Below are 19,113 nucleotides of genomic sequence, written 5' to 3'. Positions count from 1 at the left end.
GGAAGGAAAAGTGAAACGATTCGAGGATATCCAGGGCGAATCGCCGCGGTCAGAAGCCCCACACGAGCGGGACGACGATGACGGTGGTCGCGAGCACCAGGAGCTGCAGCGGCAGCCCCACGCGCGTGAAATCGTTGAAGCGATAGCCGCCTGGCGCGATCACCAGGACGTTCACCGGAGAGGCGATCGGCGTGGCGAACGCCGCGGAGGACGCGAACGCGACGCCGATGAGGAATGGCTCTGGCGCGAGGCCCAGCGCGTCGGCCAGACGAACCGCCAGGGGGGCCATGAGCAAGGCCGTCGTCGTGTTGGAGAGGACCATCCCGAGGGCCGAGGTGAAGAGGACGAGCAAGCCGAGGACCACCGTGGGCCGCGCCCCGGTCAGGAGCGCCTCGACCGCGGACACGGCGGCCCCCATCGCCCCGGTGCGCTCCAGCGCCGTGGAGACGGGGATCATCCCCGCGATGAGCACGACGCTCTCCCAGTTCACGGCGCGGTAGGCGTCCGCCGGGCGCACGCACCGCGCGAGCACCAGGAAGACCGCGGCGAGCAGCACGGCGACCACGTTGGGCAGCCACCCGAACGCCATGACGACGAGCATCCCCAGGGTGACCCCCACGGCGGCGAGGGCGCGCTTGCGATCGACGAACACGGCGCTCGGCGCGTCGGGCTCGGCGACGAGCACGAGATCCCGCCGCTCGTCGCGGAGGTTCCTCAGGTGCTTCTGCCGCCCTTTCACGAGGAGCGTATCGCCGGCGCGGAGCTTGAGATCGCGCAGCTCGGGCGTCGCATGGAACACCGGCAGCGATCCTCCGCCTCGGCGGATCGCGAGCACGTTGGCGCGGTAGCGATCGCGGAACTTGGCTTCCCGCAGGGTCTGTCCCGCCAGCTGGGAGCGCCGCGGGAGCACGACCTCACACATGGACTCTTCGTCGGGCAACGAGAAGACGGGGCGCTCCGGGAGCGCTTCGAGCCCGAAGCGCTCCGCGAGCACGGCGATCGCGCTGTCGCTCCCGAGCACGCGCAGCTTGTCGCCCACGACGAACACGGCGTGCGGAACGACGCGCTTGGCCAAGGGGCCACGAGGCCCGGCGTGCGCGATCCCCACCACGGTCACGCCGAAGTCGGCGCGGAGGTTCGCGGCGCCGAGCGTGAGGCCGGCGAGCTTCGAGCGCGCGGTGACGCGCAAGGCGCGCAGCGACGTGTCCAGCTCGTACTCCATCGCGAGATCGCCCAGCGTGAGCGAGCGCGGCGCGCCCGCGTCCGCCGCGTCCGCCTTGCCAGGGAGCATGCGACGACCGAGCGACACGACGTAGGCCACGCCGATCACGAGCACGGCGAGGCCGGGGACGATGAAGCTGAAGAAGCGAAATGGCTCGCGCCCCGCCTCACGGAGGGCGTCGCTCACGAGGAGGTTCGGCGGCGTGCTGATGAGCGTAAGGTTGCTCCCGAGGTGCGCGGCGAACGCCACGGGCATGAGGAGCCTCGCGGGCGCGATTCCGCGCTTCAACGCGAGGGTCCCCACCACCGGCAGGAGGATCGCCACGGTCCCTGTGGAGCTCATGAAGGCGGACAGGAGCGCCGTCGCCCCCATCACGACCACCATCACCCTCGCCTCTCCCGATCCCGCGACGCGCTCGAGGCGGTGGCCCAGCCAGTCGGCGACGCCGGTGTCCGTCAGCGCGGCCCCCACGATGAACAGGCCAGCTATCATGAGCACGGCCGGGTTGCTGAACCCGGCGAGCGCGTCCGAGACCGTGGTGACGCCGGAGAGGGTGAGCGCGAGCAAGGACATCATCGCCACGACGTCGAGCCGCAGGCGATCGCTCACGAACAGGACGATCGTGGCTCCGAGGATGGCCAACGTGAGAGCGGCTTCCGGCATCATGCGACGGCGGAGCCTAGCCGAGGGGGCCGCAGATCCAACCCCCTATCGCCTCACCGTCTCACCGGCGCTCGCGCCGTCCTGCCCTCGGCAGGTCGAGTCGAAGCGCGCGTCCAGCCAGGCGCCGCCGGAGCATGCTCCGCCGCCGCGCCGCTCAGGGCAGCTCCAGCACGAACGTGGAGGGGCGCGCGACCAGCACGTCGCACGGCGCCGAGCGCATGACGGATTCGGCCACGCTGCCCAGGAGAGCGCGCGAGATCCCCGAGCGCCCGTGCGTGCCCATGATGATGAGATCGGCCTTCCACCGCCCGGCTTCGCGGACGATCGCGCGCCTCGCGTCGCCGCGCCGGACCGACGACTCCCACGCCACGCCGAGCCCGTCGAACGAGTCGAGGAGGCGCCGGAGGCCGGCGCGCGCGTCGTCATGGTATCGAGCCTTGTAGGCCGCGAACTCGATCGAGGGGAGGGCGAGCGCCATCCTGTCCTCGAAGGGCACGTGGTAGGCGTGGATCGCGCGGATGCGGCTCACCTCGGGGTCGATGACCTTCGTCGCGAGCGCGGCGCTCCGGAGCGCGACGTCCGAGAGCTCGACGGCGAGCAGCGGCCGCCTGTAGGCGCCGGCGGAGGGTCGCTGTACGACGAGCACGGGAGTGTCGGCGTGACGGACGGTGAGCTCGGCCGTCGACCCGAGCAGGAGATCGAGGATCGAGCGCTCCCCGTGCCTGCCGAGGACGATCAGCTCCGCGCCGCGGCTGCGCGCATGACGGATGATCTCGACGAACTCTCTGCCCACGAGCACGCTCGGGGCGACCTGTAGACCCGCGTTCCCCGCGCCTCGGGCGACGTCGAGGGCACGGGCCGCGATCTCGTCGAGCGAGCGGCGCGCGGCCTGCTCCGCGCTCTCGCCCTCCGCGGGCGAGGCGGGCGCTGGCAGCACGTGAACGAGGTGCAAGGTGCTGCCGGCCGAGAGGGGGAGGCGCGCGGCGCGCTCGATCGCCGCGAGAGCGCCCGGCGAGAAATCGGTCGCAGCGAGGACGTCGCCGAGGCGAGCCCCGCGGCGCGGTGTGCTCGTCGTCCGGCCGTCGCGCTGGGGGGCCGGCTCCGCCTGGGCGGGCGAGCTGGGCGGCGTCGTGGGCGTGGCGTTGGAGCGGCGCATCGGCTGGTCGCGCAAGCATAGCAAGCCGCGCGCCAGGCGTCGCGCTGCTCCGCCGAGCGGCGCGAACCACCTCCGCCAGCGACGTGGGGGGCAGCCCCATCAACGCGAGGAGGCCTTGATGGCGGCGAGCGCAGACGTGTACTCCGCCGTCGCCGCCGAGATCGTTGGTTCAATTCGCTCGGCGATCTTGGCAAACTTCTCGGCATGGGAATCCATCTCGATTGAACCGCCTGCTGCTCATCTTACGCTGGAGCCATGTCCACCGCGGAGACGAGTGCACCCGTCTTTTTCTGGAGGCACCTCCACCGCGGAGACGAGTGCACCCGTCTTTTTCTGGAGGCACCTCCACCGCGGAGACGAGTGCACCCGTCTTTTTCTGGAGGCATCTCCACCGCGGAGACGAGTGCACCCGTCTTTTTTCGGAGGCACCTCCACCGCGGAGACGAGTGCCACTCATTTTTCGTGGAGGCACCTCCACCCGGAGACGAGTGCCACCCATCCTTTTGTGGAGGCACCTCCACCCGGAGACAGGTGCCACCCATCTCCCGCGTGGACGAGCCAGCTCACCCGGATGGGTTCACGGCGTTCCGCCCGCCCCGGCCGGGGCCGCCGAGACGGGGCCCGCGCATCCCAGCGCCCTGACCCTCGTCCCATCGACGAGCCTGGACCCACCGCGGCCCCGCCCGTCCAGAGCCCCCTCCCCCACCCCCACAACGTCCTCGCGCCCTCTACCCCGGGCACGGCGTGTGCGCGCCCGCGGCGTGCACCGCGGCGCGCCTCCCTGGCTCGAAGCGGATCGGCAAGCGCGCCGGACCGTGCACGATGATCGCCTTGCGCGGCTCCCACGGCTCGTCGCTCGCGCGCCGGAGGCCCTTCAGCCGGCAGAGGAGATCCGGCAGCGCGATCCGCGCCTCCAGGCGCGCCAGCGCCGCCCCGATGCAGAAGTGGATGCCGTGACCGAACGCGACGTGCGGGTTGGGGTCGCGCCCGATGTCGAAGCGGCCAGGGTCGTGGAATTGATGCGGATCCCGGTTGGCGGAGCCGATCACGGGCAGCACCAGCTTCCCGGCCGGGATCACCTGGCCGTGCACCTCGACGGCGCGCCTCGTCTCGCGGAACACCATCTGCAGCGGCGAGCGGTGGCGCAGGACCTCCTCGATCGCCGAGGGCAAGAGCTCGGGCGCCGCCCGGAGGCGGAAGAGCTCCGCCGGGCTCTCGAGGAAGCACAAGATCGCGTTGTCGATCAGGTTCGTTGTCGTCTCGGTGCCCGCCGCGAGCAGGAACTGGAAGAAGTTCAGGATGTCTCCCTCGGTCAGCCGCTCGCCGTCCACCTCGGCCTCGACGAGCCGGGTCAAGAGGTCCTCCGCCGGCGCCCTCCGGCGCGCCTCGATCAGGCCCGCCAGATACACCTTCATCTCTTCCTTCACCACGGCGTGCTCGCTCACGGCCCTCGCCGCCTCCTCGCCGCCGGAGATCGCGTGGCTGAGGTTCACTATCACCTCGCTAAAGCGCAGCAGCCGCGCCCGGTCCTCGGGGGGAACGCCGAGCATCTCCGCGATCACCATCGTGGGCAGCGGCCCCGCGTAGTCCGCCGCGAGGTCCATTTCCCCGCGCTCGATCCACGGATCCAGGAGATCGCGCGACAGCTCCCGGATGCGCGGCTCCAGGCCCGCGATCGAGCGCGGCGTGAACGCCCGCAGGACGATGGATCGAAGCTTGGTGTGGCGCGGCGGGTCGGAGAAGACGATCCAGTCCGGCGCCTTGCCGGTGGGAGGCGTCACCGCGGAGCTGAACGCTTCATGATCGGTCAGCGCGCGCTTCACCCCGTCGTAATCGAAGACCATCCAGAGATCGAGCGGAGCGACATGGAACACGGGAGAGCCGGTCCGCAGCTGATCGTAGAGGGGATAAGGATCACGCCGCATCTCGTCCGGGAAAAGGTTCATCGTCGAAACCTCCGTCGTCTGGAGTCGCCGGTGGCAGCCGCCCTTCGGAGACGATGGTAATCGATGCACCCACGAGATGGATCGCGGGAACGCGCCTCCCGCGCGGAATGCGCCAGTCGACACGACCCGGACGGACGCGGCGCCCGACCGCCGACGCGGTCACGCGGGCGTCGAGCGACATCATGTCGGGCTACACCGCGGTCGGGAAGATCGTGTTCCGGTGCTCGGCGAGCTGCAACGCGGCATGGGCAAGGGCCGCCGTGACGAGCGGCAGCTCGTATCTCCGGGCAGAGATCAGGAGGAGCTCGCCCTGCGCGACGAGCCAGGCCGAGTCGACCTCACCGATCGACGCGCTCCGCTCGCCGGTGCTGGCCGTCACGCCAGGATCCAGGTTCACCGCCGTTGGCAAGATCGGCTCGAACCCTGGCATCTTTCAATTCAGCGGCGCCGTCCGAACGAACTTTTGATCCCACGGTGAGCCCGGGCCTCCGGCAACGCAGCGCCGGGGCCGCGAGCAACGCAGAGCCCGCCAACCAGCCGCGACGACGTGCCCCCGGCTCGATCCCGCTCGATCCCGCTCGAGACCGCCGCACCGAGGCCGCAGTGCTGATGTCTGTAGGCCTCAATCGGCCCGCCGCAGAGCCGGCCGGAGCCGCGAGATCCACGACAGACCACCCGCCCCACGCGACGGCGAGGCGTGCACACGCCTTGCATAGGCCGCGGTGCGAAGGCCGGCTCGCAGCAGAGCCGCCCTGTCGAGGCCGATCCGAATTCGGACGGCCGCGCATCGAAAAGTCCACCGGTAGCGTCCTGTGAAGCTTATAAGACGGCCCGGAATTTCGAGCATGCTCGCCGATCCTCCTCGTCGAGCACGCCGCGTTTCCCCCAACTTGCCTGCGCGCCGGAGCAGTCGACGGCCGCTCGCCCAAAGCACCCAAGGTGATCCTGCGCATGAGAGCCCCCTTGCCCCCTCGATGGATCTGCGGCGCCGCCGCCCTAGCCGCGGCGGCGTGGGCCGCGCCAGCGTCCGCTCAGGAAGCGGGACCGGCGCGCGGCCTCGCCCTCAACCGCTTCAGCCCCGCGCCCGCCGGCGACCGGATGTTCGGTGTGCCGTCGCCGTACGCAGCCTCGCCGAACCAGGACGGCAGCGCGACGCTGCACGTGATGCTGCTCGGTGACTACGCGCACAACCCGCTCGTGCTCACGCGGCAGGGCAGCGACGAGCACCTCGGCGCCATCGTCGGGCACCAGCTGTTCCTGCACCTGAACTCCTCGCTCACGCTCTGGGACCGGCTGCACGTCAACGTCGACCTGCCGCTCGCCGTGCTGCAGCAGGGCGACAGCCCCGCGGCCGAGGGCCTCTCGTTCAGGTCGCCGAGCGACGTGCAGCTCGGCGATCTCCGGGTCGGGCTGCGCCTGCGCCTCCTCGGCGACTACTTCGACCCGTTCCAGCTCGCCGTCGGCGGCTTCGTCTGGGTGCCGACGGGCGACCGCGACGGCTCGTTCGTGGGCGAGGACTCGGTCCGCGGCCTGCCTCAGATCCTCGCCGGCGGCCGGATCCCGGGCTTCGTCTGGTCGGCCGCGGCCGGCGTCGATCTGCGCCCGGCGCAGACGTTCGCGCAGGTGCGGCAAGGCCTGATGTTCAACGGCGGCGCGGGCGTCGGCCTGCTGCTGGGCTCGGAGGAGCAGCTCCAGATCGGCCCCGAGGCGACCGTGTCGACGGTGCTGGAGGACCCGGAGGCCCGCAACACGAACGTCGAGGCGCTGCTCGGCCTGCGCTACCGCTTCGCGCCGACGCTCCGCGACTTCGAGCTCGGCGTCGCCGCCGGCCCCGGCTTCACCTCGGGCATCGGCACCCCGGATTTCCGCGCCGTCGCGATGCTCGCGTACTCGCCCGAGGTCCGGCGCACGGACCCGGACCGCGACAAGGACGGCATCGTCAACGAGAAGGACGCCTGCCCCGACGTGCCCGGCGTCGGCGACCCGGATCCGAAGAAGAACGGCTGCCCGCCGTCCGATCGCGACGAGGACGGCTTCCTCGATCGCGTCGACGCGTGCCCGGACACGCCCGGCATCGCGAACGACGACCCGAAGAAGCACGGCTGCCCGCCGCCCGGGGACCGCGACAAGGACGGCATCACGGACGACGTCGACGCGTGCCCGGACGAGGCCGGCCCGGCGAACGAGGATCCGAAGAAGCACGGCTGCCCGCCGCCGCCCGACAGGGACGGCGACGGCGTGATCGACGCGGAGGACGCCTGCCCCGACATCCCCGGTATCCGCACCTCGGATCCGGCGACGAACGGCTGCCCCGGCGACCGCGACGGCGACACGGTGCGCGACGATCAGGACGCCTGCCCCGACGAGAAGGGCAAGCCCGATCCGGATCCGACGAAGAACGGCTGCCCCGTCGCGGTGCGCATGACGGAGACCGAGATCGTCATCCTCCAGCAGGTGCAGTTCGACACCGGCAAGGCGACCATCAAGAAGGTGAGCGATCCGCTCCTCGATGAGGTGGCGGGTGTGCTGAAGGAGCACCCGGAGATCACCAAGATCGAGGTGCAAGGGCACACAGACCCGCGCGGCGGACGCGCGTACAATATCAAGCTCAGCCAGGCGAGGGCCGAGTCGGTCACGAAGGCGCTGGTCCAGCGCGGCATCGAGGCCGAGCGGCTGGCGTCGAAGGGCTACGGGCCCGACGTCCCGATCGCGGAGAACGACACCGACGAGGGACGCCAGAAGAACCGCCGCGTGCAGTTCAAGATCCTCGAGAAGAAGCCGAAGCAGCAGCAGGAGGCGCCGTGAAGAGACGTTGGATCCTAGGTAGTCTTGTCGGTCTCGCCTGCGTGGGCGGGCAGAGCGGCGCCGCGCACGCCGCGCCCGAGTTGCGCGAGCAGGTCGACCAGCGGGGCGACTTCATTCTGATCGGGAACACGCTGGGCAACGAGTGCGGCAGCGACGACATCGAGTCGCCCGTGGTGGGCGACCGCGGCCCGTGCGGGAGCGGCACCGGTGACAGCGCGCCCGACACCTACTGGCGCGCCGACTCGCCCGCAGAGGGCCAGGCGGAGGCGAACACCAACATCACCGCCGCCCAGGCGCGCACCACCGCCGTGCTCGAGGTGCCGGCCGGCGCGACGGTCACCCACGCGTACCTCTACTGGGGCGCGCACCTCGGGCCCACCGGGGACGCGGACGAAGCCGTCACCCTGGAGCGGCCCGGCGCGGGCGGCTTCTCCGAGGCGGTGACCGCCATCGACTTCGTCGAGACGGTCAGCTCGAATCGCGTCTACTACCAGTCGGTCGCGAACATCACCGCCCTCGTGCAGGAGCACGGGTCCGGCGCGTACCGGGTGAGCGGCATCAACAGCGCGAGCTTCGTGAACAGCGACTTCAACAACCACTTCGCCGGGTGGTGGCTGGTCGTGTTCTACGAGCTCGCCTCCGAGCCGCCGCGCAACCTCGCGCTCTTCGACGGCCTCGACACGGTGGCCAGCGGGTCGACCCAGAACGCCATCCTGGACGGGTTCCTGGTGCCGAACGCGGGCTACGACGCGAAGATCGGCATGGTCGCGTTCGAGGGGGACCTCGCCCACACGGGCGACCAGTTCCTCTTCAACGGGACCGCGCTCGGCAATACGCAGAACCCGGCCGACAACTTCTTCAACGGCACGCGCTCCTACTTCAACGCGCCGGTGTCGAACGTCGGGGATCTGCCGCAGCTCGCCGGCACCCAGGGGACCATGGCGGGCATGGATATCGACGTCTTCGATATCACCTCGCTCGTGACCCCGAGGCAGACCTCGGCGCCCATCGTGGCGTCGAGCAGCATGGATCTGTACTTCCTCGCCGGCTTCATCACGTCGATCTCGACCTTCAAGCCGGACTTCACGTCCTCCTCGAAGTCGGCCGTCGACGTGAACGGCGGGCTGCTGCTCCCGGGCGACGTGCTCCAGTACACGATCGAGGTCGTCAACAGCGGCAACGACGCGTCGAGCGGCACCGTGCTCACCGATCCGCTGCCCGCGGGCGTCACCTACGTGCCCGGCTCGCTCTCCATCCTGACGGGCGCGAACATGGGCGCGAAGACGGACGCGGCCGCCGACGACCAGGGCGAGTACGACGCCGGGACGCGCACGGTCCGCGTGCGGCTCGGCGCGGGCGCGAACGGGACGGCGGGCGGGTCGATCCCCGCCGGGCAGTCGTCGCGGGTGACCTTCCAGGTGACGGTCAACGCCAACGCCTCGGGGGTCATCGCGAACCAGGCGATCGTCCGCGCCTCCGGGCAGCAGGGCGCGCCCGAAGAGGACACGCCGACCGACGGCAACGGCCCGACCGACGGCGTGCCGCCGACCGAGGTCGTCATCGACGAATGCGAGACCAGCGCGCAGTGCGCCGCGCCGACGCCTCACTGCGACACGGCGGCGGAGCCCAACGAGTGCGTCGAGTGCCTCACGGACGCACACTGCGGGGCGCTCTCGCCGACGTGCGATCCCGACACGCACGCCTGCGTCTGCGAGCCGACGGGCGCCGAGGTCTGCGACGATTCGATCGACAACGACTGCGACGGGGTCATCAACGACGGCTGCGACTCGGACAACGACGGGGTCGACGATCCCGACGAGCTCGAGGCCGGCACCGACCCGAACGACGCGGACAGCGACGACGACGGCGTGCTCGACGGCGATGAGCCGCGCTGGAACGAGGACTCCGACGAGGACGGCCTCATCAACGCGCTCGACCCCGACAGCGACAACGACGGGCTCTACGACGGCACCGAGCTCGGCCTGCCCTGCGACAACGCCGCCACCAGCGCCGCCGCGGGCCACTGCCGCGCCGACGGGGACGCGGGCGCGACCAAGACCGACCCGCTCGACGCCGACACCGACGACGGCGGCGTGCCCGACGGCCAGGAGGACTTCGATCTCGACGGCGTCGTCGACGCGGGCGAGACCGATCCGAACGTCCGCGCCGACGACGTGCCGCCGGTGGACACCGACGGCGACGGGCTGAGCGACGACTTCGAGGAGACGATCGGCAGCGATCCGAACGACGCCGACACCGACGACGACGGCGCGCTCGACGGCCAGGAGCCGAACCCCGCCGACGACACCGACGGCGACGGCCTCATCAACGTGCGCGACGTCGACAGCGACAACGACGGGCTCTTCGACGGCACCGAGCTCGGCCTGCCCTGCGACAACGAGGACACCGACGCCGCCGCGGGCCACTGCCGCGCCGACGCGGACGCGGGCGCGACCAAGACCTCGCCGGTCGATCCCGACACCGACGACGGCGGCGTGCCCGACGGCCAGGAGGACCTCGATCTCGACGGCGAGATCGACGCGGGCGAGACCGATCCGAACAACGGCGCCGACGACGGGACGCCGGAGGACAGCGACGGCGACGGGCTGAGCGACGCGACCGAGGAGGAGATCGGCACCGACCCGAACGACGCCGACAGCGACGACGACGGCGTGATCGACGGCGATGAGCCGAACTTCAGCGACGATCACGACGGCGACGGCCTCATCAACGCGCTCGATCCGGACAGCGACGGCGACGGTCTGTTCGACGGCACCGAGCTCGGCCTGCCCTGCGACAACGCCGCCACGGACGCCGCCGCGGGCAAGTGCATCGCGGACGCCGACCCCGCGACGACGACGCACCCGCTCGACCCGGACACGGACGACGGCGGCATCTCCGACGGCGCGGAGGACGCGAACCACAACGGCGCCATCGACGAGGGCGAGACCGATCCCAACAACGGCGACGACGACGCGGTGGACGAGGACCGCGACGGCGACGGGCTGCCCGACGCGGAGGAGGAGGCGATCGGGAGCGATCCGGACGACGCCGACACCGACGACGACGGCGTGCCCGACGGCCAGGAGCCGAAGCCCGGCGAGGACACCGACGGCGACGGCCTCATCAACGTGCTCGACGTCGACAGCGACAACGACGGGCTGTTCGACGGCACCGAGCTCGGCCTGCCCTGCGACAACGAGGGCACCGACGCGGAGGCGGGCCACTGCCGCCCCGACGGGGACGCCGGCGCGACCAAGACCGACCCGCTCGACGCCGACACCGACGACGGCGGCGTGCCCGACGGCCAGGAGGACGTGAACCTGAACGGCGTCGTCGACGCGGGCGAGACCGATCCCAACCTCGGCGAGGACGACGGGACGCCGGCGGACAGCGACGGCGACGGGCTGGTCGACGCGCTCGAGGACGAGCTCGGCACCGACCCGAACGACGCCGACAGCGACGACGACGGCGTGATCGACGGCGATGAGCCGAACTTCAGCGACGATCACGACGGCGACGGCCTCATCAACGCGCTCGACCCCGACAGCGACGGCGACGGCCTGTTCGACGGCACCGAGCTCGGCCTGCCCTGCGACAACGCGGCGACCGACGCGGGCGCGGGCACCTGCATTGCGGACGCCGATCCCACGACGAAGACGAACCCGCTCGATCCGGACACGGACGACGGCGGCGTGCCCGACGGCGTGGAGGACGCGAACCACAACGGCGCCGTCGACGAGGGCGAGACCGATCCCAACAACGGCGACGACGATCAGCCGGCGTGCAGGCAGGACATCGACTGCGGCGGCGCGACGAGCGGGATGATCTGCGAGGATCACGCCTGCGTGGAGGGCTGCCGCGGCAGCGACGGCAACAGCTGCCCGTCCGGCGAGGTGTGCAGCTCGACCGACAGCACGGCGGGCACCTGCGAGCCCGCCACCGAGACGAACGACCCGACCGGCATCTTCGCCGAGGGCAACGGCTTCTGCGCCGCGCGGCCCACCCCCGCGGGCAGCACCCGCGGCGCTGCCGCGCTCCTGCCCATGCTCGCCGCCCTCGCCGGCCTCGCCCTGCGCCGGCGCCGCGCGGGCCGCTAGTCGGCGGATAGAGGCCCACGGCCGCGCGCCGCCCCGCCCACCTGGCGGGGCGGCGACCCCTCCAGCGGCCGCGGGCACCTCTCACCGCGAGCGCCCTCAGGGGCGCCAAGATCCCCCCCACCCGCTCCCCTACCTGCACCCTGCGTTCGCCCTCGCCACCCGCAGCGCGGGGCGCCATCATGTAAGTTTCTTGTCCAACTGTAGCCGTCCTCCGTAGCGTACCGCGCCAAGGAGAACGACCATGGAGATGCTGCTCGCCAGCGAGCGCCGCGCCACGCGCCGCGCTGCGATCGTGGAGTGCCAGGCCGTGCGCGAGCGGGGCTTCCGGCTGCTCGGGACCCGGGCGATCGACCTGTCGATCGACGGCATGCTCGTGCTGACGAGCGCCCGCCCGCTCACGGGTGAGCCGGTGATCGTCTCGTTCCGGATCCCGGACACGAGCGTCTGGATCGACGCGACGGCGACGATCGCGCGCACGCTCCACGGCCGGCGCCTGGGCGACCCGGGGCGCGCCGTGGGCCTGCGCTTCGACCCGCTCGACAGGGCGTCGAGCCGGCGCCTCCGCGCGGCGCTCGAGCATTTCCCGCCGACGTACCCCTACCGCGCGCAGCGCGTCGACTACGCGGCGACGGCCGCGATGATCGCGCTCAGCTGATCCGCACGCTCGATCGACCGAGCGGCCCTGACGCCGCTGCGGGGCAGCTCCACGCGGTGAGCGATCAGAGCGAGCGATGGGGCTCGACGTCGGCGACCGGGAACCCGGCCTGGAAGCCGGAGAGCCGGACGGCGAACACCACGCGGCCCTCGTCGACGCGCGGCATGCGCGCCGGATCGACGCGCGCCTCGAGCAGGCGCGCGTGGCGGGCGCTCCCGCGCGCGGTCGGCGCGCAGAAATGGTCGTGCCCGTCGCGGTGGTGCACCAGGCGGCGGAGGCGCGCGGGCACGAGCGCGCTCGAGGCGGGCAGGCTCGGGCCCGCGGCCGCGAAGCGCAGATCGGCGAAGACGTCGCCGCCCTGCGACGCACGGAAGCGCTCGCTCCCGTCCGCCTCGCGCGCGATCTCGAAATCGGCGTGCTCCTTGGGGATACCCCAGTTGAGCTGCCCGTTCACCACGCTGTCCCACGAGCTGACGTAGATCTTGCTGATGGACCAGCAGAGGCCGCGGCGCGTGCGGAAGCGCCCGGGGATGAACAGGAGCTCGCGATAAGGCCCCACGTTCGACGACGTGTAGTCGAGCGCCATCAGCAGGCTGTAGCGCCCCTCGAAGCGGGGGCGGAGCGCCTCCGGGATGAAGCTCTGCTCCTTGCGCAGCCGCTCCGGGAGCTCGAGCATCACGATGGTTGCATCGCCAGAAAGCGTCCACGGCGCCGGCGCTGGCTTCACGTCGGGAGGATGACCTCCGGCGCTCTGGCTCATCACGACCTCCTCATCGCGACCTCTCCTCGGGCTCGACGGGATCAGGGACCTCGAGCAGATCGATCGCCCCCGGGGGGCGCCGCGCGCTCGCGAGCTCCGATCGCTCGAGGTGGGCGAGGACGGCGAGGACGGCCGCTTCGTCCCACGCGTCGCCGAGGATCTGCAGGCCGATGGGCAGGCGCTCGGCGTCGACGCCGACGGGCGCCGTGCCGGCGGGGAGGCCGGTGAGGTTGCCAAGGAAGGCGAAGCGGCACATGCCGTCGAGGGCGACGGGATCCAGGAAGGCGCGCCCTTCCTCGGCCTGCGCGTAAGGGGGCGCGGTGATCGCCGTCGTCGGGAGCGCGAGGACGTCGACGCCGGCGAGGGCGCGCGCCACCTCGCGCCGCATGCCCGCGCGCAGCCGCGCGGCGTCGATCTGCTCGAGCGCGGTGACGCCCGAGAGGAGGCTGAAGGTGACGCGCAGGTCCTCGCTGATGAGGTCGCGCTGCTCCCTCCAGGCGCGCTGGAACGCCGCGAGCGACTCGGGGCCGATGACGAGGTAGCCGATGGAGGCCGCGTGCCTGGCGAGGGGGATCTTCACGTCCACGAGGGTCGCGCCCTCGCGCTCGAGCGCGCGCAGCGCCCCCCAGCACACGCTCGCGACCGGGGTGGAGGCGTCGCGCCACTCCGCCTCGTCGACGCCGATGCGCAGGCCGCGCACGCCGGCGCCGAGGCGCGCGCCGAAGCCTCCGGGGGGCGGCGGGGGCGCCCATGCGGTGAGGTCGTCGTCGGGGTCGGGCTCGCTGGCGACGGCGTCGAGGAAGCGCGCGAGATCGGCCGTGCTGCTGGCGATCGGCCCTGCGTGGGCGACCGAGCCCTTGAAGCCGTCGCCGGCGCGGCTGACGCGGCCGAAGGTCGGCTTGATGCCGAAGACGCCGTTCAGCGCGGCGGGCGCCCGGATGGATCCGCCGCCGTCGCCGCTGGCCGCGAGCGGCGCGAGCCCGAGCGCCACGCCGACGGCGGAGCCGGTGGAGGAGCCGCCCGCGGCGCGCTCCTTGTTGTGCGGGTTGTGGGGCATGCGCTGGTGGACGCTGTTGCCGATCGGCGACATGCCCCACTCGGTGAGCACGGTCTTGCAGAGGAACACGGCGCCCGCCTGCCGGAGCCGCGCGACCACGGCGGCGTCGCGCGGCGCGGGCGGCTGGGGGCCGCAGGGCGAGCCGAGCGTGGTCGGGAGGCCCTCGACGTCGAACTCGTCCTTGACGAGCAGGGGCACGCCGTCGAGCAGCCCGCGCGGCCGCCCGGCGGCGTGGCGTGCGGTCGAGGCGTCGGCGTCCCTGAGCGTCGCCTCGCGCGAGGTGGCGACGGCGATGTTCATGCACGGGCGCTCGGCCGCGAGCGCCTCGAGGGCCGAGAGCGCGCGCTCGGCGACGCGGAGCGGGGTGGTGGCGCCCTTGCGGTAGGCCGCCGCGTAGGCGACCGAGGGCCTGGGCCAGTCGCGGACGGGGGGCGCGCCGAGCCCGGCGTCCTCCCAGCGCCGCGGCGGCGCGGCCTGGAGGGGGCGCGCCTCTGCGGGGACGTCGTCGCGGAAGGCGTCCGGAAGCGAGGCGAGGCGATCGATGCCCAGGCTGCGCTTCATCACCTCCCGGAGCGCGGCGGAGGATCCGGGCGCCTCGGCGGCGAGGCGCGCCGCGGTGAGCGCGCGGCCGGTGAGTCGGGGGACCTTCATGCGCCGCAGCTTACTCGACGGGCCGGGGGGCGCGGCGCTCATGGTCAGGGTGCTCCGCGAGTCCGCGAGATCACGCCGTAGCTGCGTGTCGTCGGTAGCGGGACCGGTCGTCGTTCCTCGTCGATCCGCGCGTGGGAGGGCCTGGGACGTCGGCCGCCGCGACCCGGAGCTCAGGCAGACGAGGTGAGGTCGTCCCAGGCACCCACCGACTCGGGGCGCAGCTCGCGCAACCACGTCACTGCGCGCCCCTCGGACAGCCTCCGCTCGAACACCAGCGCCGCGTCACCGGCGTAGAACGTGCCGGTCGAGTCGGTCGCCTCTTCCACCTCGTCCAGGCCGAGCGCCTGCGCGAGCTCACGACCGTGCGACGAGCGCGAGACATGAACCGGCACTTCCTTGGGGTGTCCCCACAACGCAATGCGGGAGACGAAAGCGCGCACCGAGTCGCTCGTTCGCTCCCACTCGTCCCAGCCGAACCCATAGGCCCACATCCTGCCGTCCTCCGTCACGCATGCGAGGGTGTCGGGGTTGTCGATGTCTCGCGGGCTCACAAGGATCGCGGGGCCATCCGGCGTCTGCTGAAGCGGCCACTCTGCGACGCTCCCCTCGGCGAGGGCACGATCGAGCATCTGGATCCCGCCGAAGCGCTGGATCCGGTCGACGCTGCGCAGACCGCCGAACGAGCGCTCGGCGTCTTCTGCCACCCTGGCGAGCGCCTCGCTGCCACCGTTCTCCAGCACCCACGAGGCGAGCCGCGCGGGGTCGCCGGGATCGTGCAGCCGGCACAGCCAACGCGATGCCGCCTCTCTCACGCGGGGTGACAATGGAAGCGTCCTCGACGCTTGATCTACGGTTGCGCAGAGAAACCCGACCACGCTCTGCCGAAATCGCTTATCTGGCGCCGCAAGCGGGAGGTCCAGATGCCAGGCTCCGTTGTCCAGGGCTGCTCGCCCGGTCGCATCGACGAGATCGTCGCGAAACTCGATCCAGCCAGACGCCGGAGCGATAGGCGACTCGCCGGCCGCTCGCACCACCGGAAAGACGCACTGTAACCGCAGGGCCGCGCACTCTTCGAGCCACGGCCGCAGGCTGGTCGCCGTGGGCCCCAGCACCCGCAAGAACACGTCATTGCGCAGGGCGAGCACCCCGTCGCAGACGTGCCACACGAACCCGTGCAGGCGAGATTGGCGACTCGCCTGGCCGATCCGGCGAGCCACGCCCTTGACGAGGGTGTTCGTCTTGTCGAGCGCGGTAACCCGTCCCGTCTCGGCGTAGAAGTTACCGAGATCGGCACGCACGCGCAGCTCGAACTTCGGCGAACGCCATGGCTCGAGCCTCTCCGCCACCTCGTTCAACTGGGCAACGGACGCCGTGAGCTGTTTGGTTCCGCAGATGGATCGGAGCTTGGGGCTGAACATGCCCTTCTCGACCGTTCCGAGGAGGAGATGGCTGAATCGAGGCTTCACGTCGGCCCCCAGTCGTTGTTCTGGCCGGTCCTCCGAAGATACCCGGCGTCATTCTGGCCACTCGACTGACGCGGCACACAATCTCGGCATCCGAGCCACCTCTATCTGAAGCGTTCTGCGATGGCCAGCACGTCCGACACGCTGGACACGCATCGGGACATTCGCTGAATGCCGCACTCCTCGACGAGCCAGACGGCATCTCCGTCCACGCAGACCTGCGCTGCAGCGTCAGAGAGGTCTCCGCGGAGACTGAGTCCGTGGGGCAGCACCTCCTCCGAACGGCATGTGGCCTCCGATGCGTAGCCGTTCTCGAGAAGGTAGACTTGGCGCTCGAACCAGCGCCCGACGCTCGTGCCCACCAGGCGCAATTGCACATCGTCGTCGTCCGGCTCCTGCCACGAGGCCCACACGCCGCCCGCCTCATCGACATACAGGCTCGTGCGCACCGACGAGTTCTCAATCCAACCGATGAACCAGGCGCCGTTGTAAGGATGGACTGGCTCAGACCAGATGCCAGGCGCGGTCCGTTCCCGGATTGCGCCCGCCGCCCATGGGGCGACGAGTGAAATTCCCCTCTGCCCGCGGAAGCCCCCCACGAGCTCGTCCACAGCGAAGACAGCGTTGGCAAGCGCCTCCGATGCCCGGTATCGCTCGAGCTGTGCGCGCAGACCATCACGATTCCGCAGACCAGGCTGCCACTCTCCGAACGAGCTGGCGCCCGCGAATCGATCGGGATGACGCGGAACCGTGGCAATGCTCCCACCAGCCGTCATGTGGAACTGCGTCTCGAAAGCGCCGTCGAGCACCCCGCGAATCCAGCAACCGGTCGCTGTCTCGTACAGCTCGAACGCCTCTGGGAAGTATCTATCCATGTGGTCCACCGACCCGAGCAGCGGCCCCCGCGGCGGAACACCGGCGATTGAGCCGTACGAGTACCTCGCCGGCGTGGGCGAGAGGCCACGCGGCAGGGGGTGTGCGAGCAAAGCCCGAAGTCGCTCGCTGGTCGCGCACGCCACCGTCAGCGCGTCGCGCAGCAGCAGGACGATCGCGCCTTCGAACCAGAGCAATTGCTCCGAACGCCCGATCGAGCGAACTGCGCACGGCGGTCCCAACGTGCCTTCGACCCACGTGGTCATGAGCGCTCCCTGCGCCCCGTGGTTGTGGCGCTCGCGGAGCACGAGCCCCTCGGAGACCAGCCGCGCTGCCTCGCGGAGGACAGCCGGATCGTCAACGGGCACCGGAGGTCGCGGTTCGAAGGGGTTCCCGGCGAGTGGAACGCGCACCGCCGCCCCGTTGTACAGGGCGAGTGAGCCCAGTGGTCCCAGATTCTCGAGCCCCGGGGCGCTCGGTAGATCGTCGCGCTCCTTGAACATCACAGGCGTGGCCTCCAGGACCCCGACGAGTGATGGCGGGGGATCGGCGGGTGGCTCGCTCGGCGCTCCTGGTCGGGCCAGGCGTACGCACGCCCGCCGACGGGGAGCATGCTCTGCCGTGCCGCTAAAGGGAGCGGAAACCGCCGCAACGGAGGACCTACCCCGCGAGGGTCTCGCACACCCGTGCCTCGGCTTGCGGGGTGAAGCACTTCAACAGCGCTCGCTCACCGGAGCGCTGGAATGCTACGAGATCGGCAGAGATCGCCAATGAGGCGCAGTCGTCCGTTCCAATCGGGTCGATCACGAGCCCCAGGCGCTCGCAGAGTTCATTCATCGGGAGATCCGACTCGCGCGTGGCTGCCACCCTCGCATCGAAGCGAAGGATTCGCTCGACGTAGGCGGCGTAGCTCGATGCCGAGATGGACCACAGGCCCTCCTCGAACGCGTACCGGTGGATACGGCGGTCCTCACCGAGATAGACGAACGCGTCAGACGTCCCGATGTCCCAGTAGCCGACCAGCAATCGCGATGGCCCACCAGGCGGAAGCCAGGCGTCGCCGGAGACGAGGAGCGGCGATTCGAACGCCTGCGCGGAAGCCGCGCCCGCGAAGAACTCAGCGTGGCAGAGCACAGGACCGCACATGGCAGTTCGATCGAACCGCCGGACGCCGTGCGCGAGGCCGAGCGCTTCCGAGACGGCATCGCCAAGGCGGGACGATGCTCCCTGTGCGTGGAACCATGCGAGGAAAGCGGGGATGCCGTCGTTGTTGACGACCACGAACCGCGGGGCCGTGGTCACGTCGTTAAACGACGATTGCCACGGAGAATGCAAGCGTGCGATCGCTCGTTTCCCGAGCCCCAGCGATACCCCTCCGCCAGGGAGGCGGTAGCGGACGGCCGCGCTGCCATTGCACACCCCAAAGGATCCCTCGACGCCCGGCTCCCGGTCGTCGAACGATAGCCCCTCGCCTTCCACTGGTTCGCCCTCGGCGAGCACGGCCGAGTAGGCAGGGAACCAGATCGGCTTGTGTGGATGCCGCTCGCCGAAAGCCTGGATCCAGGGGATGAGTCGCTCGGCGCTTCGTGCGTAAAGGCACCACGTGTCCCGGCTCTCGGTGACCAGCACGGAGCCCTCATACCATCTGAATGAACCACACGTCTCCGAAGCAGATGGCACATCACCACCACGTGCGCGGACGGCGTCGAGGATCTCATCGCGAGCGACGGTGGGGGCGCCCGTGCAGGCGAGGTAGCAGTCC

The 19,113-nt window shown here is 71.1% G+C and carries 12 protein-coding genes; 3 read left to right on the top strand and 9 right to left on the bottom strand.

Annotated features, from left to right (window positions below; translation table 11 throughout):
* Positions 1-49 precede the first annotated feature (49 nt).
* The 4 genes from WMF34_RS00640 to WMF34_RS00625 form a co-directional block, all read right to left on the bottom strand.
* Positions 50-1,885 (bottom strand): SLC13 family permease, encoded by a 1,836-nt coding sequence (locus tag WMF34_RS00640; RefSeq protein ID WP_437994718.1) that lies wholly within the window; start codon positions 1,883-1,885, stop codon positions 50-52.
* Positions 1,886-2,039: 154 nt separating this feature from the next.
* Positions 2,040-3,041 (bottom strand): universal stress protein, encoded by a 1,002-nt coding sequence (locus WMF34_RS00635; protein WP_437992078.1) that lies wholly within the window; start codon positions 3,039-3,041, stop codon positions 2,040-2,042.
* 728 nt (positions 3,042-3,769) lie between these two features.
* The gene (locus tag WMF34_RS00630) at positions 3,770-4,987 is read right to left on the bottom strand and encodes a cytochrome P450 (RefSeq protein WP_437992077.1); all 1,218 of its coding nucleotides are present in this window, start codon (positions 4,985-4,987) and stop codon (positions 3,770-3,772) included.
* Between the two features lie 190 nt (positions 4,988-5,177).
* Positions 5,178-5,417 carry a hypothetical protein gene (locus WMF34_RS00625; protein WP_437992076.1) on the bottom strand — a complete coding sequence of 80 codons (240 nt, stop codon included), beginning with the start codon at positions 5,415-5,417 and terminating at the stop codon, positions 5,178-5,180.
* Positions 5,418-5,938: 521 nt separating this feature from the next.
* Here WMF34_RS00625 and WMF34_RS00620 point away from each other — a divergent pair.
* The 3 genes from WMF34_RS00620 to WMF34_RS00610 all read left to right on the top strand — a co-directional run bounded on the left by WMF34_RS00620 (position 5,939) and on the right by WMF34_RS00610 (position 12,547).
* Positions 5,939-7,792: an OmpA family protein gene (locus tag WMF34_RS00620; RefSeq protein ID WP_012232755.1), complete on the top strand. Its 1,854-nt coding sequence runs from the start codon at positions 5,939-5,941 to the stop codon at positions 7,790-7,792.
* Positions 7,789-11,892, top strand: a complete 4,104-nt coding sequence (locus tag WMF34_RS00615) for a DUF3344 domain-containing protein (protein WP_437992075.1) — start codon at positions 7,789-7,791, stop codon at positions 11,890-11,892. Before WMF34_RS00620 ends, WMF34_RS00615 begins: the two co-directional genes overlap by 4 nt.
* A gap of 241 nt (positions 11,893-12,133) precedes the next feature.
* On the top strand, positions 12,134-12,547 hold the full coding sequence (locus WMF34_RS00610) for a PilZ domain-containing protein (RefSeq protein ID WP_012232753.1): 414 nt from the start codon (positions 12,134-12,136) through the stop codon (positions 12,545-12,547).
* A gap of 64 nt (positions 12,548-12,611) precedes the next feature.
* On the opposite strand, the gene WMF34_RS00605 is transcribed toward WMF34_RS00610, so the two are convergent.
* From WMF34_RS00605 to WMF34_RS00585, 5 genes are all read right to left on the bottom strand, one after another.
* Positions 12,612-13,307 carry an acetoacetate decarboxylase family protein gene (locus WMF34_RS00605; RefSeq protein ID WP_437992074.1) on the bottom strand — a complete coding sequence of 232 codons (696 nt, stop codon included), beginning with the start codon at positions 13,305-13,307 and terminating at the stop codon, positions 12,612-12,614.
* Positions 13,308-13,317: 10 nt separating this feature from the next.
* On the bottom strand, positions 13,318-15,015 hold the full coding sequence (locus WMF34_RS00600) for an amidase (protein ID WP_437992073.1): 1,698 nt from the start codon (positions 15,013-15,015) through the stop codon (positions 13,318-13,320).
* Positions 15,016-15,185: 170 nt separating this feature from the next.
* Positions 15,186-16,481 (bottom strand): hypothetical protein, encoded by a 1,296-nt coding sequence (locus tag WMF34_RS00595; RefSeq protein WP_437992072.1) that lies wholly within the window; start codon positions 16,479-16,481, stop codon positions 15,186-15,188.
* A 101-nt stretch (positions 16,482-16,582) separates the two neighbouring features.
* Entirely contained in the window at positions 16,583-17,617 is a 1,035-nt protein-coding gene (locus tag WMF34_RS00590; RefSeq protein WP_437992071.1) for a hypothetical protein, read from the bottom strand.
* 394 nt (positions 17,618-18,011) lie between these two features.
* Positions 18,012-18,980, bottom strand: a complete 969-nt coding sequence (locus WMF34_RS00585) for a hypothetical protein (RefSeq protein ID WP_044963597.1) — start codon at positions 18,978-18,980, stop codon at positions 18,012-18,014.
* Between the last annotated feature and the right edge of the window lie 133 nt (positions 18,981-19,113).

The sequence above is a fragment of the Sorangium sp. So ce145 genome, from assembly GCF_051525985.1.
GTDB classification, from domain to species: Bacteria; Myxococcota_A; Polyangia; order Polyangiales; family Polyangiaceae; genus Sorangium; species Sorangium cellulosum_B.
Note: the sequence above shows the minus strand (reverse complement) of the source record. Positions and strands in the feature narration are given on the sequence as shown.

Bases quoted from the DNA above. Each gene is read 5' to 3' on its own strand.
- WMF34_RS00630 (WP_437992077.1), bottom strand. From the start codon at position 4,987: ATGAACCTTTTCCCGGACGAGATGCGGCGTGATCCTTATCCCCTCTAC.
- WMF34_RS00590 (WP_437992071.1), bottom strand. From the start codon at position 17,617: ATGACCACGTGGGTCGAAGGCACGTTGGGACCGCCGTGCGCAGTTCGC.
- WMF34_RS00640 (WP_437994718.1), bottom strand. From the start codon at position 1,885: ATGCCGGAAGCCGCTCTCACGTTGGCCATCCTCGGAGCCACGATCGTC.
- WMF34_RS00610 (WP_012232753.1), top strand. From the start codon at position 12,134: ATGGAGATGCTGCTCGCCAGCGAGCGCCGCGCCACGCGCCGCGCTGCG.
- WMF34_RS00620 (WP_012232755.1), top strand. From the start codon at position 5,939: ATGAGAGCCCCCTTGCCCCCTCGATGGATCTGCGGCGCCGCCGCCCTA.
- WMF34_RS00625 (WP_437992076.1), bottom strand. From the start codon at position 5,417: ATGCCAGGGTTCGAGCCGATCTTGCCAACGGCGGTGAACCTGGATCCT.
- WMF34_RS00605 (WP_437992074.1), bottom strand. From the start codon at position 13,307: ATGAGCCAGAGCGCCGGAGGTCATCCTCCCGACGTGAAGCCAGCGCCG.
- WMF34_RS00600 (WP_437992073.1), bottom strand. From the start codon at position 15,015: ATGAAGGTCCCCCGACTCACCGGCCGCGCGCTCACCGCGGCGCGCCTC.
- WMF34_RS00635 (WP_437992078.1), bottom strand. From the start codon at position 3,041: ATGCGCCGCTCCAACGCCACGCCCACGACGCCGCCCAGCTCGCCCGCC.